The sequence below is a fragment of the Cerasicoccus maritimus genome (assembly GCA_031296935.1).
Lineage (GTDB): Bacteria > Verrucomicrobiota > Verrucomicrobiia > Opitutales > Cerasicoccaceae > Cerasicoccus > Cerasicoccus maritimus.
The window spans coordinates 62648-77503 of record JAVDPD010000030.1; the positions used below are offsets into that span (position 1 = coordinate 62648).

Here is a 14856-nt window from a genome sequence, read left to right on the forward strand (position 1 = left end):
CGGCCACTCTTAGGGAATTTAAGGCATTATTTCGATTGTGCAGCAAAAAGATTGTTTCACACTATGAGTATGAGCAGCCCCATTAGCTATAAGAAGAAAGTTGAATTCAGTGAAACAGATATGGCTGGCATTGCGCACTTTACGAATTTTTTTCGCTGGATGGAAGCTGCTGAAGCTGAGCTATTTGAGTCCCTCGGAGCGCCCCTGATTGAGAGCAGTAATGGAACCACGTCCGGATGGCCCCGAGTCAGGGTAAGCGCGGAGTTTCACGCGCCCGTTCATTTCCGGGACGAAATCGAGGTGGAATTGACCGTCAAACAGGTCAAAATCCGCGCCGTCGAATATGCTTTTCGCATATTTCGTCTGGGCGGTCATGAGCCACTCCATGTTGCCACCGCCTCGATGACCACCGTTTTTGCGCGGCGCAACGCCGAAACCGGCGCGATCGAATCCGCGGAAATCTCTCCAGCTCTCACCGAAGCGCTGGAGAGACTGGCCAAGTAGCCAAGCGGACGCCATAGAACGCTACGGAACTGATGCAAGCGGCAGATTAGTTGGATTAATTGCATACAAAGTGAACATTGGGCGATTCTGTCGGTCATTCTTTGGTAAGCAGGCGATGATGCCTGACGAAAAATTCAATCAATATGCTAGCCAAACGCCCTCTCTTCTTTCTACTACTCGTTAGCATACTACCGACTTTCAGCTACGCCCAAGAGGCGACCAAGAACGTGGGCCTCACCGGCGCCAATTACCAACTACAGCCGTTGGACATCCTCCAAGTGCTCGTTTTCCAGGAACCGGACTTAGAGCAACAAATCAGAATCAGCCAAGACGGTGGGGCAAAACTCCAGCTCATCGGCGATGTTAATCTTGCCGGACTAACGATCAACGAAGCCAATCAGCTCATTACGGACCTCTACAACCGCGATTATCTCGTTAATCCGCAGATCTCGCTCAATCTGCTATCCTATACCGAGCAGCGCGCCTACGTCCACGGACAAGTCAACCGCCCGGGTCCAGTCGTCATCCCCCCCGAGGAAACGATGACGCTCTCACAAGTCATCAGCGCCGCTGGCAGCATGACTCGCCTGGCCAGCAACAAAATCCGGGTCACACGCTTTGATGACAATGGCAAAAAACAGGTGAAGACTTACTATTTCGACGAAATCCTGAAAGACCCCGCGGCTAACGATGTAGTCATCGAAAATGGCGATTCCATTTTCATCACCGAACGCTGGATCTAGGCGCAAAGCATCTCACTGAAATCAGTAGGCAGCGGCTTGAGGACGGACCAAAATCAAACCTGTGCGCGCCATAATTTCCATGTCCAGCCACAGCGACCACTCAGTAATGTATTCGAGGTCATAGGCCACCCGGGCGCGAATCATGTCCGGCTCGGTAATTTCACCGCGGAAGCCATTGCACTGGGCCAGGCCAGTGATGCCCGGCTTCACAAAATGGCGCTGCGGATAGATGCGCACCGTCTCGCCAAAGAGCTTGTCGTGCTGGGGCAAATGCGGGCGCGGACCAACGACGCTCATCTCGCCCTTAAAGACGTTCCAAAACTGCGGTAATTCGTCCAGACTGGTGCGCCGCAGAAACAGGCCAAACTCAAATATTCGCGGGTCTTCCTTGGTCGCTTGGCGCGCCTCATCGTCATTCGCCACATGCATGCTGCGAAACTTGTAGATGGTAAAAATCGTCTTATTGTAGCCGCGTCGTTCTTGCTGAAAAAATACCGGGCCTGGCGATTCTTTAGCCTGCTTGCTGCGCACCCAAAGGTACAGCGGCGGCAGCACAAATAACAATATCGGGATCGCAATCAGTATGTCGACTAACCGCTTGAGCAATCGATTAAAAGGATTCTCCAGCGGCTCTTCGCGAGGAATGAAAAACGTATGCGGGCCGTCCTTAATAGAGGTCAATGGTTGCTCAAAAAACTCCGCCCACGGGTTATAGATCATCACTTGGCAGCCCTGCTCCTCGGCCACGCTCATGATGCGTTGGACCCAAGTCTTGGACTGCCGGGTTTCCAACATGATGATCTGATTTACGTAATATTTTGACACCAGTTCCTCGAGTTGCCCGACATTTCCAATGTAGCCATCCGGCGTAGGGTGATCGGGGTTGCTCTCAGTGTCCACCAAGCCTATCAACTCCATACCCAGGCTTTTCCGGCTATTAATCCAGTCACTCAGGTTAGAGAAGTTCTGCTGACTGCCAATTGCCAGACAGCGACGCATATTGCCGCCCTTAAAAAACAGCTTCGCAATCGCGCGCGGCAGCATGGAATTGAGCACCAGCAGCAGACAATAGCTCAACATCAGATAAACGCCCACAAAGATACGCGAAATGCCCTTGTCCTTCGTCGCAAAAATTATTCCAAACAGAGTCAAAAGCAGTACCGCAGTCTGCATATTGGTCACTTGAAAAACACGCGCGCTGTGGCGCTGAAACATGCTGGGGGAGAGCAGCGAATAAAAGTGGAAAAAGATGATGCCACTCGCCGTTAGCCCCATCAAGTAGAGCGGAAAATTGATCAGATCATAGTTATAGCGATGAGTCATTTCGACGCCAATTACCGCCTGTAATACAAACAGAACGTTAAGCGCGACAATGACTACACAGCCATGCAGCGTCAGGAGACCTTGCGAACGACGATCAAGCATAGAACCAAACGCAAAAATAGAGCCAACTTGCTGAATAGCAACTGGGAACTTTCACCCACGTAAAGCGCTCTCAAAGTAAGAATACCGCTTGATAAGCTGTCCATGCGTAGATTGCCGTCAAAACCACGAACAACAGGTTGAAGCCGTAATTTCCATAGCGAAATAGCATGCGGCGCTCGACGATCGGTTTGATGTCGTAAAAGGTCAGCGCAATTACTGTGCGCGTGCCCCAATAAACCGTCAGCAGTATCGCCAATGCGGTGCCTAATCTCGGCTCCTCAAGAAATACTGGCGCGAACAATAGCGTTATGGCCCCAAAGGCAAAATTCAGCCCCTGTATATAGCGACTGTAGGTGTGAGCAATTTGCTGATTGAGTCGCGCGGGCATCTGCGCAATGCCAGCATCCCAGTCCAGTATTCGGCGGACCCATTCATAGATCAGCGCAATGAATATCTGCCCCGCCCCAGCGAGGTAAAGTAAGTTCGTAGTCAGTGTCGTATCCATGATTACTTTGTATAAAAGAGTTAATATTAAAAATGCTTTGCATTGCAAAGTTAGGTAGCACCCCTCTCCGGTGCCCCCACACCCACGCCAGCAAAGCCCTCGGTCAAATGAGCATGCACAAAGCGCGATTACTCTCAGAACAGGAGCTCGCGGCGGAGTAGTTCACCGCGCCACGCCGCCCGCAGCAGCGGCCCGCCCAGATCGGCGAGCCGCGCTCCGGCGACCTCAAACGGCGCGGTCGCTCCAGCGAGCTTCCATGCGGCGTTTTCGTTCTTCATCAGAAGTTTCATTGCGTTGTTGTTTCGGCAGTGGAGGTGGAAGTTCGCAGCTCCCGTCGGTGCAATCTGGTGGTTCATCGATGAGCGCGTCACGGAGGCGCTCTTCGTTGCCGCTGGCGATCATAGCCGACAACCAAAAGCGGTTCTGCGAGAGCTCGATGATTAATCGCCGAGCCAAGGGTCGCCAAAGCGGTTGCGACAATTCGATAGCTCGCTCCCGCCAGTCTTCCAGCGCCCAAAGTGTCATCAACCAAGCATCGACTCCCTGCCAGTAGAACCGCTCGGGCCCGATCACGGTGAGCTCCTTCTTCAAGTCCAGCGCCTCGATGCCTGGGTAGCGTACCGGCAGACCTGTCGTCTGGATGGGAACAAACCGCAAAGGCACGAACTGTTCCTGCCCCTCCAGCCAACGACGGGCGCGCAAGCAGAGCTGGCACTCACCGTCAGTCAGCACGGTCAGCTGGTCGATTGGCAAACCCGCCATCATGCCTTGGCCTCTCCAGCGGCTGGCTTCAGTTGCCCGGTCGGCTCCACGGGCGGCGGAGCTCCCCACAAGCGGGCGCGTTTTCGCATGCGGTTCAGCACATACAGGTTGAAGAAGTGCATCCCACCGAGAACGAGTAACACCACCCCAATGCGCGCGCTGAGCGCCTCGAAGATTTCCGCTGTGGTCTGTGGCTTGAGCCCGTAGCGCAGGTAGAGCGTCACGAAGCCAAAGTTGACCAGGTAAAAGCCCACGATGAGCAGGTGGTTAATGCTGTCGGCCAGCCCATCGTCACCGTGGCAGGCGTCGATAAGGAACCGCCGGCCATGACGATGCAGCGTTCGGCCCACCCAGATCGTCAGTGCAATGCTGATCGGCAGGTAGAGTGCGTAGGTAATGATTAACGGATTCATTGTCTTGTCTTTCGTTGTGGTGAAAAGTTGATAGCAGTTAACGTGGATATCGAAGCATGCGCAGGCTGCAGAGCATCAGCAGCAAGCCCGCGGCAAAACAGGGCGGCACAAACAGTAAGGCAAACATGCAGTAGACAAATTGCCCACCCACCAGCCCCAGCGGCATAACTATGATCAAGACCCCTAAGGCAATGAGCAGGGCGAAGAGGTAAGTTTTCATGCCGGTAGTTCCTCCTCAATGCGCTCCAGCCAGCCTCCCCTGGGCGCTGCCAACAAAGTGAGTATTTCTCGGTCCCAATTTTTCGCCAATGCAGCGCCCGTAACCATCAATCCGTTCCAAGCCAGCACGAGGTAGTAATACGGTTCGTACAGCGCCCTTGGCTCAAACAGAGGCAAGAAGAGCGGCAGCAGGTTAAACCAGATGGTGTTCATCCAAAGCCAGGCACGCGGCGCACCTTTTTGCATGAATCGTTGCCAATAGCCGTAGAGCATCGCATAGCCGACAATTGGCACTACCGCAAACACGAGCGTCGCCACCAAGTAGAATGCATGTGCCACAAGGGCGATTCCCAGCAAGGTGTTCGCAATGGCCATCGCTAGCGCGATGCGACGGACCCGCAGGTCCAATGTCTCAAATTTCGTCTTCATCATCATTCCTTTCTAATAAATCTATCATATCGTATTTTCAGGATTATCTGAAAATTAGGTTTAAATAGAACGCCAGTGGTCCATCACCGTTGAAATACCCCAGAGCGTGCCCAAGGCGACGACGGCGTTCTGGCTTGCGACGATTGTGAAATGCCTGGTGCATCTTTTTATTTTCGTATTTTTGATTATTTGTGAAAAAAGTTTTCATGATTAAATCCATTTCCATTAAAGTGGTGCTTATATTTCTCGCCTATCCGAAGACCTTTAGGGCGGCGGGGACGACCTTGCTGCGTTGAGATCGGGAAATCCGATCCATCACGGAGGACGCAACGGAGACGAAATCAGCGAGCTCGTTCATCATCTTGTTGAACTCCTTGGCCTCAGGCGTCTTCAACTTGTCGGTGCGCGCAGCGCAATCATCCAGCACGGCCATCGCAGGCTCAATCTCGCGTCGCTTACGCTCACGAGTGATCGCGCAAAACATCTTCCATACGTCTTTTTCAGCCTCATAGTAATCCTTGCGCTCGCCTTTAACAGCGGTTGGGCGCAGGAGCCCCCACCCTACTAACTCGCGGAGGTTGGCGTTGGCGTTGCCGCGGCTGATCTGTAATAACTCCATGACTTCGTCCGTATTCATGGGTGCCGTGCTCGTCATGAGGGTCGCGTGAATCATCGCCATAGTGCGGTTGATGCCCCAGGCGCTGCCCATTGCTCCCCATTGGCGGATGAAGTCTTCTCGTGCTTGTTCGAGTTCAGTCAGAACTGGAGTAATGTTTTCCATGCTTAATTTTCAATATTTTCCGAAAATACGATCATTGCAAGCATGTTTTTTCTAAAATCAGGTTAAAGACCTCATCAATAAAGGCATTCATGGCATTTTCAGGACGACATTTACGTAAAATCGAGAGCAGGAATTCATTTTTCTGTTGATCACCTTGGCTTTTCTAATACATAAATCTTTCAGAATTAGATTTACTTAACTAAACAACAATAATTCAATCGTATTGAGCGAAAAACATTGAGCCTACTTTAGGCGCTCATTTTGCTGCTCAACGGTCGAACCATTAACCCAAAAACAGTGCCACGATGAACTTGGAAACCGCCATCGGACTATTACCGAATGAAGAACGCCGCGCAATTTCACGCGACCCCTTCCTGATTGAATATGCCAATCTGAAGCTCGCCGCGCTTAAACAGCCAATAGTCGGCGATTTGTCTAACTACCCATTCATGCGCCTAGCCAAGGGCATCCTAGCGGAATACCAAGAGCAATCACGTCTCCTTTCGGGGCACCTGAGCCCGGTAGACCAACGCGCACAGGATTTCATTGACCGCTACTTGGCCGACCTTCCGGAAGAAGAACCACGCCCGCGTCTCCCCTCCAACACCCTTTGCCTCGACCGCCACGGATTAGCCCGCGTGCTTTCGATCCCGCCGAACCAGGAAGAATTCTCGTCGGACATCATTAAAAGTTACCGCGTGCACAACGGCGTGCTACACAACCCGAAGAACGATCGCCGTACTACCAAGGGCGTCTTCCACGTTACCGAAGGTGGCCTGCCCATCCCGGCTGACAAGAAGGCCGTGCCGAAGATCGCATTCTCGCGTCTGCTCAGCGCTGCGCTCAAGCCGCCCTCGGCACTCAAGCAGCTTCCCTTTACATCCACCTTGGACAAGCCGGCTGAAGTCTGGACATCGCTCCTCATGCGCCCGGTCGTTTGCCCCGGCGTGGAAGGCATCATCTCGGAAAAACGCTACGAAGTCCGCTTCTTCGCTCCGGGTAACATGGTCTGCAACCTCGATTTCGTGGAATCCATCTTCGGCAACGCCGGCGACCCCTTCCTCCCGGAAAACGACGCCGCGATCGACGTTCGACATTGGACGGGCCACACTGGCTGCGTGATCCTCGCTCCACACCTGACCACCCTCACCAAGCGCGAACTCGGCCTGCCGCACATCGACGAAGCCACCGATCGCCAAAAGCGCGACGGCATGTGCTGGGAGAAGGAAGACGAGCTCTACAACGACGGCGGTGCCTTTAAGATCACCGCGCGCGACGCATCCGGCGTAGTAGTCACCGTTATCGCAGATAACTACTTCGGCTACTGCAAGAAGGAGGTCAAAACCCAGATCAGCTTCGCGGCCAATCTCTACGGCCTCGCCGAAGAAGAACACGCCGGTGGCGCGATTGCCTTCCCGAGCTATGACCTCGGTGAAGAATTCCGCCTGGCCAAGTTCATTCCTGAGCTCGACCACTCTTTCGAGCAAGCGATGCAAATCCTTGGAGACAAGGCGATCCGCCAGCCCGAAGGCTACGCAATCGACAAGGAATACCCGGATATCCATTACGTGCCCGAAGACACTGAAATCTCCCTCGCTGAGCAAACTGTCTGCTTTGGCAAGGGCGACGGCCGCGTCTGCATGCGCTTGAAGCCACACGTTACCTACGTGCTGCCGTCCGGTTATAAGATCGAGATGCTCCGCCCCGCCACCGAAGGCCGCCGCTGGCGCCTCGTCGGCACCACTGCGGAAGGCACCTTCTGCCACAAGCCCTGCACCGTTTCCGGCGGTGGTAAGTCCGAAATTTCGAAGTCCATCTCCGACGCAATTATCTATGCGCCGGTCATCGTAGCCGACTTCGAAGCCGACTTCGATCGCGTCGAAGAGATCATCAGCAAGGAGTACGGCATGCGCTTCAAGGACGATTCCAAGAACCGCGAAAAGGGCCGCCCGATCCTCGGATCACAGCGCACCTTGGGCTCCGTCATCAAGCTACTCACACCTGCGCCGGAATACACCGACGAATACAACGAGTGGCTCCGCGAAATTCCGTTCTACATCAAGGAACTCGTCTTCATCCTCAAGCGCTTCTATAAAGAAGACTGGGAAGGCGAGTGGCGCAACCGCTTTGGTGTGGACTCCGTCAATGGCTCCTCCGGCAACTGGCTCAAATACAAGGATATGCGCCTCATCACGCAATACCTGCGCGTCGGCTACAATGCTGACGGCTCGTGGCGCATCTTTGGCCTCCGCAAGGACTTCCACCCGGCCGCGAAGCTCCAGACGGAGGACGACATTTCCGCCGCCGTGGTCATGCCCGCAGATAAAATCGAAGACCTCAACGAACGATACAGCAACCCGTCCGTCAAGTTCATCGAAAACTGCGAGTTCCGCCTGTTCCAACGCCCGGATGACGCCATCACCCGCGGTTACGACAAGCGCACTGAGCAAGACATGTCCAAGGCCGGCAACTTCTTCTCGAACTACGAAGGTCTCAGCCGCGAGTTCGTGGAGGACATGACCGAGGACGCCATCCGCTTCGAACAGTTCACCGAGCCGATGCAAGCTGCGATGAAGGAATTCCTCGCCGACGAGCGCAGCAAGTATATGGTCATCAACTCCAACCCACGCATCGTGGATGGCAAGCCGACCAAGAACCCACGCTACCTGCAAGACCGCGACGACCTGGTCGATCCGCGTCACTTCTACCTCGGCGAAGTTGGCACCCGCCTCTTCCGTCGCATCGAAGGCGACAAGCCGATCCCCATGCCGGTCAATGCAGTGCTGCCGGGCCGCCGCAACAACCCGCCGGAGCCAGGCATCCGCTCTCTGGCCGTGTTCAATCCGATTCATTACCTGCCGTTGCCGGAATTCTTCATGGAAGTCATTTCCTCCATGACCGGCAAGAGCCCATCGACCACCGGCGCCGGTTCCGAAGGCGCATTGACCAAGGGCCCATTCAATTGCCTGCCGCCAATCGTCGACCTCAACAACGCGCTGGTATCCTTCATCCTCACCGGCTACCAGCCGTTCATCACTGCCGCCGGTTACGTTGGCCCGAAGAACCGCATGGACCACGACATTTCCCTGCTCGTGCCAGAAGTTTGGAGCCGCATGAAGCCGCGCGAACGTGATCCAGAGGTCCTCATCGAAGAAGGCATGCTTGAGCCCGTGCCGGATGTTGAATTCGAAGGCAAGACCATCAAGTCCAGCATCCTTGGCTACCGTATGACAGATAAGTTCGTGCGCCACTACTTCGGCCGCGTATTTGGTAACCCGGCTGCGGTCCTCACCGAAGAAATGCTCAAGCCCGAGCTGCAAGGCCTCGACGTTTTTGCCGACGGTATGGCCAACATCCTCGGCGTGCACGAGCGTGTGGCAGGCCTCTACTTCGAAGACGGTTCCATCGAGGGCGCCTGCCCTCCCCTCAAGGCCCTGCTTCACATCATGAAGGACGGCGAATACGAGGGCAAGTCGATCACCGATCCGGAGATTCGCGATCTGTTCTCGCGCAAGGCTTTGATCGAAAGCGACTGGTATCAGGCTCGCCTGAAGACCCGCCAGGACGTAGAAATCAAGCTCTGGGAACGCCACGAGTCCTACCTGAAGAGCGAAATTGCCAAGCTCTGCCCGCAAGCTCAGCCCGAAACCTGCGACGACCTCAACTCGCGACTACAGCACGCCATCGAAACGCTCGGCGTGTTCCGCACCGAAGGCCGCGTCAAGCAGCTCGAAGGCACGATCGGAGCCGATCCGTATCTCTATCAATAAAGCGCACTAACGCTTAATCATTTGTCCGGCCCTTAGTCGATGTTCGCTCCAAGCGAGCCTTTCGACTAAGGGCTTTGGACGGATAGGCATCTAAAATCAACCCAATGACTCAAACCCTCATCGTTGGCCAGGGAATGGCGGGCAGTGTGCTGGCATGGGAGCTCCACCAGCACGGCCACGCAATTAGGGTTATTGACGACGGACATCGCACCAGCGCCTCGCTCGCAGCTGCTGGCATGGTCAACCCCGTGCAGGGCCAACGACTCAAGCTTGCCTGGCGCATCGAAGACTGCCTGCCGGTTGCACATCAGTTCTTTGAACAGGTGGAAAAAGAATTCGGCGAAACCTTCTTTCACCGGACGCCGATTCTGCGCCTAGTCAACAACGAGAAGGAGAAGGACTTCCTCGACCAGCGCCTCGCCGATGAGCGTTACCAACCATTCCTCGGCGAGTATGAGCAACCCGGCGCTAACACCCCGCTGCACGACGATTTCGGTGGCATCCGCATCAAGCATGCTGGCTATGTTTCCACCGCGCAGCTCCTGATCAAGCTCCGCGAATACTTCGAGCACGAAGGCATACTTTGCGATGCAGAGTTTACGCACAATGAGTTGAGCGTCGATGAAAACGGCGTGCGCTGGCGCGACCTTTCCGCCGAGCGGATTGTGTTCGCCGAAGGTTTCCGCATCCTCGACAACCCGTGGTTCTCGGACTTTAATTTCCAGCCCAACAAGGGCGAGATCCTCACCATCCAATCCGACCAACCATTGCCCGACATCCCAGTCAACCGCGGCAAGTGGATCATCCCGCAAGGCAAAGGCGCGGCATGGTGTGGATCAACCTACGGCCGCGGCCAAACTGACAGCGAAACGACCGAGGCTGGCGCGGCCGACATCATGGCGAAAGTCGCCAATACGATGCCCTCGCATGAGTTCAAAATTGTCGACCACCGGGCGGGCGTCCGCTGCGCCACCGGCGACCACATTCCCCGCGCAGGCTTTCATCCGGAGCACCCGCGCATCGGCGTTTTCAACGGCTTCGGATCCAAGGGCAACGTCTTCATCCCCTGGCTGGCTCAACGCATGGCAGAGCACCTGATAACAGGCGCTTCGCTACCTGAAGATTGCGATTTCCGTGCACGTCCACCTCGCAAAAAACGTCAAGCGTAAGGGCGCTGCACTCCATAGTTCTCACTCAGCAAACGCTGGTGAACTCCCATTCTTTTTCTCCGGAAATTCAACCAACCTGCGCCAGCGTAGCACGACACTGTCAAGTTGGACAAAAGTTGCGTGTATCAGACAAAACTCGCAGCTTTATGCTAACGGCGGACTAGGTTATTTTCCATTGTCGAAACAACATGAACACCATAGAATACAACACAATGCCACGCTTAACTCAAGTAGCGCATGAACAGCTCGCAAGCGCGATTTTGCCGGGCGATTACGTGATCGACGCCACCGCTGGCAACGGACACGACACGCTGTTCTTAGCTGAGCGCGTTGGCAGAACAGGCGTCGTGCTCGGAATCGACCGACAACCTGATGCGCTCCGATCTACCGGGAAACGCCTTAATGAAGCTGGCTGTGCGGAGCAAGTACGACTGGCGCTCGGGAATCACGCCGACATGCTTGAGTTCCTGCCCGGCAACTGGCGACACCGCGTCAAGGCAGTCGTCTTCAACCTCGGCTACCTTCCCGGATCAGACAAGGAAGTCATCACCACAGCAGAATCCACTCGCGAGGCGCTCGATGCGTCACTACAGCTCCTGCAACCACGCGGTGTACTTTCTATTTTAGTCTATCGCGGCCACGATGGCGGCCATGCCGAAGAAGAAATGATCCAAGCCTGGCTCCAGCAAAACGATGGCGCCTTCAGCAAAGTGGAATGGAACGATGGCGACCACCCGACTAACTCCAGTCCGCGCTTGCTTACCTGTTACCGATAAAAACGGTTGCTTTGCATCGCAGAGCAATACCATGAAAACACTACTACTGCTACTGATCAGCGGGTGTTGGAAAACTCGACCTTTTTTTCAATCCTGCCAATGTGTCCAGTGGAACTCCGCCACACCAACGCTGGCCGGATGCCAGAACTTCCAATTGTGGCCGCCCGGCGTTTCCTCGTAGGTCACATCGATGCCCTTCTCTTGCGCAAACCGCTCAAATTTGCGATTCTGCTTCACCAGAAAATCTTCTGAGCCAATGTGTTGATAAATTGGCGGTAGCTTGACGCCACTGGCCAAGTGTTTGTCGATAAGTTTGTAGTGATCCAACGCTTCGTAGCGTTCGGGAAACTCGTCCATTGAGCCCAGGTAGTCCGGCATCCATTCGCTAGCCTTGGCTTTCGGGTCAGAGAAGTCCATGTAAGTCGAAGACAGACCACTGATCGAGGAGAACATTTCCGGGTGCGCCAGACCATAAGTCATCGCACCGCAGCCGCCCATCGAAAATCCAGTCACCGCGCGCTTATCGGCATTAACTCGGTACCAGGTGTCTATTGCCGGGATAAACTCATCGAAAAAGAAAGTCATAAACTTCGAGGTCTTCGGAACATCGGATTCTCGTATCTCCTGTTTGCGCTGAGTCTTTACTGGGTAGAACGAATCAATGTAAAACGAAGCAATGTCGCCATCGAAGCAGGTATAAATAAATGGCGTTTTCTGTAGCTGTTGGTGGAGCTTCGGCATAACTGCCCAAGTATCGTAGGGAGCCTGATAGCCATGAAGTGTGTAGAGTATGGGGAACGTCGCTTTGTCTTCTTTAGCGTAAGCCGGCGGTAACACGACGACCACCTTGATATCGCGGTCCATCGACGGAGAATACATCGTGAAACGGTCTACTTGGCAGCCCTGGCGACTGACTTCCGTTTCTACATCGGAGCGTTCAAAAGGCTGGGCACCAGAGACAAATGGCGAGCTCATGAGAAGGAATAAAAATATTCGGGGCAAGTTCATACCTTCCTTTAAATGATCAATCAAATGTCTGATTGTCAATCTAAGGCGTGCTCAGGTCTCACAATTATCCCCTTAGATGACAATTTCGTTAACTAATGCTCGTCATTAAAACAAAAGCTGCTAAGGTAAAAAGTCACTACTATTACTTTTCATTTTTCACTACTACATGACTCCTAGTCGCAATTTTCTGCTACGTGTGATCTCCATGCTTGGCTGCCTGCTTTTCACTGGAATCAGCAGCGCAGCGCCATTCGTTGTCGACAATATCAACAATCTGCGTAGCGACGCGTCCGTCACTTGGGCAGATTTCCTGTCGGAGCCGCCAAGCCAGGACCTTCCCGTTGGCGTGCCCTTCACCTCGAGCAACGCCAACTTCGCCGTCAATGCATCTGTCTCCAACGACAATTCCTCTCAGCTAGTTCAGCGAGAAGGAGCTGCCATACCGGGCGTTTACGCTACCTGTGGCCCTGAGAGTAGTTTTCAGGTCAGCACTTCCGGCGCGGTGCAAGGCTTTGGCGCAATCATGGAGCCACAGACAGCCACTGAGACGCGCTTTATCATCGAGTTCTTCAGTCCATCTTACGAGTTTGTCTATCGCACGAATGTTATCAGCGATGGCGGCCCGGTTTACGTTGGCGGCATCGACCCCGATGCCCAGTTTTTCCTCATGCTCATTTACGCCGTCGACGAGGTGTCCAAGGTACGCGTGCCCTTCTACATCGGCGACCTGGAATTTCAGTTCAAGCCCGAACAAGCGTCGCTGCCCGAGCTACCCGTGGTCGCGACAACCACCTTGGACATAGCTCCGCTGGACACCTACTTCCATCGCGGTTTGGCTATTCGCAACCTGCTCCCGACGACGCTGACCGCCGTTGAAGATCACGAAAACGCTCATGACCTGCTGAATCTCTTTCCCACGCTGCGCACGGGCGACTACCTATTGTTAGAAGCCCAAGGAGTCTCGCTCTACAATGGCTCGACCAATCCGCTGCTCGCCGTGCTCATGCGCGATGAAACCCTGCTCGCCAGTAACGAATACCACCGCGTGCCGGGGGCCATCGATGCCGGGCGCGATTACTACACCTCGACCACCAGCGACGAAGATAGCCAATTCTCCACGCCCACCAATATTACGGAGGACTTTATCGTCGGCGGGCAGACATTCATCCCCGTCCCGGCCGGCGCGCGCACCATTTTCTTCAGCAAGGCGACACCCACCGCAGAAGGCGCTCCACTCGGCGTCAAGATCAGCCAAATCGAACGCACTGCTTTCGAGGATTGGTTGGAGCAAATGGGGCTTTATGGCGATAACGCCGCCCCCGATAGCGATCTCGACGGCGACGGCCTCACCCTACTGGAAGAATTCGCCTTTGGCAAAGACCCCAGTGAACAGGATGCCGAAGCGCAGCCCTACGCCTTTGCGCCCAATGGTATTTTCAACAGCAATGGCATACGCCTGGCCTTTGGCGCCCGCACCGATCTCCCGCTGGTTTACCACGCAGAGTTTTCCGACAACATGGTCGAGTGGGACCGCGTGTCCGACATTGGCCGCCTGCTCAGCGACACCGTCAATTCACGCGCAGTGTTTGCCGTGGACGATCCCAACCCCGGCCCCAGCCGCTTTGGCCGTATCGTCATCGAACGAATTTCACCACCACCTTACATCCCGTAAAGCAAACGACACCATTACTATGAAGCACTTCTCAAAACTGATCGCACTTGCGGCGCTTTGCCTGCTGCCCAGCCTCAGCCAGGCCCAAGCTGAGTATTACGGCTACTTCACGCCTAGTGGATTCATCGATGGCAATGTTCAGGACGACACGCTGGACGATAAAAAAGCCTTCGAAATACTTTCCTTTGCCCTGATCGCTGAAAACCAGGCCGACCTTGTCGAGACGCTTAATAGTGTCGGCGACGCAACCAACGTGCGATTCGAAAAGCTCACTTTACTCATCGAAGCTGAAGGCGACTTATTTACTGGTTTCTTAAAGAGTCTTGCTCAGGGGAAACGCTTCGATGAGTTCATCATCGAAGGTCGCCGAGATGGCGGCGGAACTGCTAATAACGTGACCTTCATCAAGCTATACTTCAAGCCAGTGTTAATCAGCTCGGTTGAACTGGAAGGCACACAGGGCGACCGGGGCGTCTTCCGAGTCGTGCTTGACTACGGAGCCATCAAGGTTGAAGGATTCAAAATTGATCCCGCCACTGGCGTAGCTACGTTGGCCAATGAGGCGCTGTGGAGTCGTGTCAACAACGACACAGAATATGCTGTCGACTAGAGATAACATGAAGTTGCCGGGTCCAGCACTTGCTCAACCCGGCAACCGATGATAGATCAAAAACAATACC

Annotated in this window: 16 protein-coding genes; 7 read left to right on the forward strand and 9 right to left on the reverse strand. The window is 54.4% G+C overall.

Annotated elements, in window-relative coordinates:
• The first annotated feature begins 69 nt into the window (after window positions 1-69).
• Together RBB62_RS16805 and RBB62_RS16810 are read left to right on the forward strand one after the other, a co-directional pair.
• A complete protein-coding gene (locus tag RBB62_RS16805; RefSeq protein ID WP_309400265.1) occupies window positions 70-504 on the forward strand; it encodes an acyl-CoA thioesterase in 435 nt (144 codons plus the stop codon).
• A gap of 143 nt (window positions 505-647) precedes the next feature.
• Entirely contained in the window at window positions 648-1247 is a 600-nt protein-coding gene (locus tag RBB62_RS16810) for a polysaccharide biosynthesis/export family protein (RefSeq protein WP_309400266.1), read from the forward strand.
• Window positions 1248-1268: 21 nt separating this feature from the next.
• Here the strand turns inward: RBB62_RS16810 and RBB62_RS16815 are convergent, their stop codons facing one another.
• From RBB62_RS16815 to RBB62_RS16850, 8 genes are all read right to left on the reverse strand, one after another.
• Complete coding sequence (locus RBB62_RS16815) at window positions 1269-2672, reverse strand: exopolysaccharide biosynthesis polyprenyl glycosylphosphotransferase (protein ID WP_309400267.1); 1404 nt, start codon at window positions 2670-2672, stop codon at window positions 1269-1271.
• 70 nt (window positions 2673-2742) lie between these two features.
• A complete protein-coding gene (locus RBB62_RS16820) occupies window positions 2743-3177 on the reverse strand; it encodes a hypothetical protein (RefSeq protein ID WP_309400269.1) in 435 nt (144 codons plus the stop codon).
• A gap of 225 nt (window positions 3178-3402) precedes the next feature.
• Window positions 3403-3939, reverse strand: coding sequence for a thiol-disulfide oxidoreductase DCC family protein (locus RBB62_RS16825; RefSeq protein WP_309400272.1), 537 nt, complete (start codon window positions 3937-3939; stop codon window positions 3403-3405).
• Window positions 3939-4352, reverse strand: coding sequence for a hypothetical protein (locus RBB62_RS16830; RefSeq protein ID WP_309400273.1), 414 nt, complete (start codon window positions 4350-4352; stop codon window positions 3939-3941). The genes RBB62_RS16825 and RBB62_RS16830 overlap by 1 nt, the downstream gene beginning before the upstream one ends.
• 37 nt (window positions 4353-4389) lie before the next feature.
• Entirely contained in the window at window positions 4390-4572 is a 183-nt protein-coding gene (locus tag RBB62_RS16835; protein ID WP_309400275.1) for a hypothetical protein, read from the reverse strand.
• Window positions 4569-5006: a hypothetical protein gene (locus tag RBB62_RS16840; protein ID WP_309400276.1), complete on the reverse strand. Its 438-nt coding sequence runs from the start codon at window positions 5004-5006 to the stop codon at window positions 4569-4571. Before RBB62_RS16840 ends, RBB62_RS16835 begins: the two co-directional genes overlap by 4 nt.
• A 37-nt stretch (window positions 5007-5043) precedes the next feature.
• Window positions 5044-5208: a hypothetical protein gene (locus tag RBB62_RS16845; protein WP_309400277.1), complete on the reverse strand. Its 165-nt coding sequence runs from the start codon at window positions 5206-5208 to the stop codon at window positions 5044-5046.
• Between the two features lie 42 nt (window positions 5209-5250).
• Window positions 5251-5781, reverse strand: a complete 531-nt coding sequence (locus tag RBB62_RS16850; protein WP_309400278.1) for a GbsR/MarR family transcriptional regulator — start codon at window positions 5779-5781, stop codon at window positions 5251-5253.
• 305 nt (window positions 5782-6086) lie between these two features.
• Here RBB62_RS16850 and RBB62_RS16855 point away from each other — a divergent pair, with 305 nt between their 5' ends.
• The 3 genes from RBB62_RS16855 to mnmM all read left to right on the forward strand — a co-directional run bounded on the left by RBB62_RS16855 (window position 6087) and on the right by mnmM (window position 11496).
• Window positions 6087-9551 carry a PPi-type phosphoenolpyruvate carboxykinase family protein gene (locus RBB62_RS16855; RefSeq protein ID WP_309400279.1) on the forward strand — a complete coding sequence of 1155 codons (3465 nt, stop codon included), beginning with the start codon at window positions 6087-6089 and terminating at the stop codon, window positions 9549-9551.
• 104 nt (window positions 9552-9655) lie between these two features.
• The gene (locus RBB62_RS16860; RefSeq protein WP_309400280.1) at window positions 9656-10720 is read left to right on the forward strand and encodes an NAD(P)/FAD-dependent oxidoreductase; all 1065 of its coding nucleotides are present in this window, start codon (window positions 9656-9658) and stop codon (window positions 10718-10720) included.
• A 188-nt stretch (window positions 10721-10908) separates the two neighbouring features.
• Complete coding sequence (gene mnmM / locus RBB62_RS16865) at window positions 10909-11496, forward strand: tRNA 5-(aminomethyl)-2-thiouridylate-methyltransferase MnmM (RefSeq protein ID WP_309400283.1); 588 nt, start codon at window positions 10909-10911, stop codon at window positions 11494-11496.
• Window positions 11497-11583: 87 nt separating this feature from the next.
• Here mnmM and RBB62_RS16870 read toward each other — a convergent pair whose 3' ends face one another.
• The gene (locus tag RBB62_RS16870) at window positions 11584-12471 is read right to left on the reverse strand and encodes an alpha/beta hydrolase (RefSeq protein ID WP_309400285.1); all 888 of its coding nucleotides are present in this window, start codon (window positions 12469-12471) and stop codon (window positions 11584-11586) included.
• A gap of 199 nt (window positions 12472-12670) precedes the next feature.
• On the opposite strand from RBB62_RS16870, the gene RBB62_RS16875 reads away from it, so the two are divergent.
• Both RBB62_RS16875 and RBB62_RS16880 read left to right on the forward strand, forming a co-directional pair.
• Complete coding sequence (locus RBB62_RS16875) at window positions 12671-14176, forward strand: hypothetical protein (RefSeq protein WP_309400286.1); 1506 nt, start codon at window positions 12671-12673, stop codon at window positions 14174-14176.
• A gap of 19 nt (window positions 14177-14195) precedes the next feature.
• Window positions 14196-14786 (forward strand): type VI secretion system tube protein Hcp, encoded by a 591-nt coding sequence (locus RBB62_RS16880; RefSeq protein WP_309400287.1) that lies wholly within the window; start codon window positions 14196-14198, stop codon window positions 14784-14786.
• Window positions 14787-14856 lie beyond the last annotated feature (70 nt).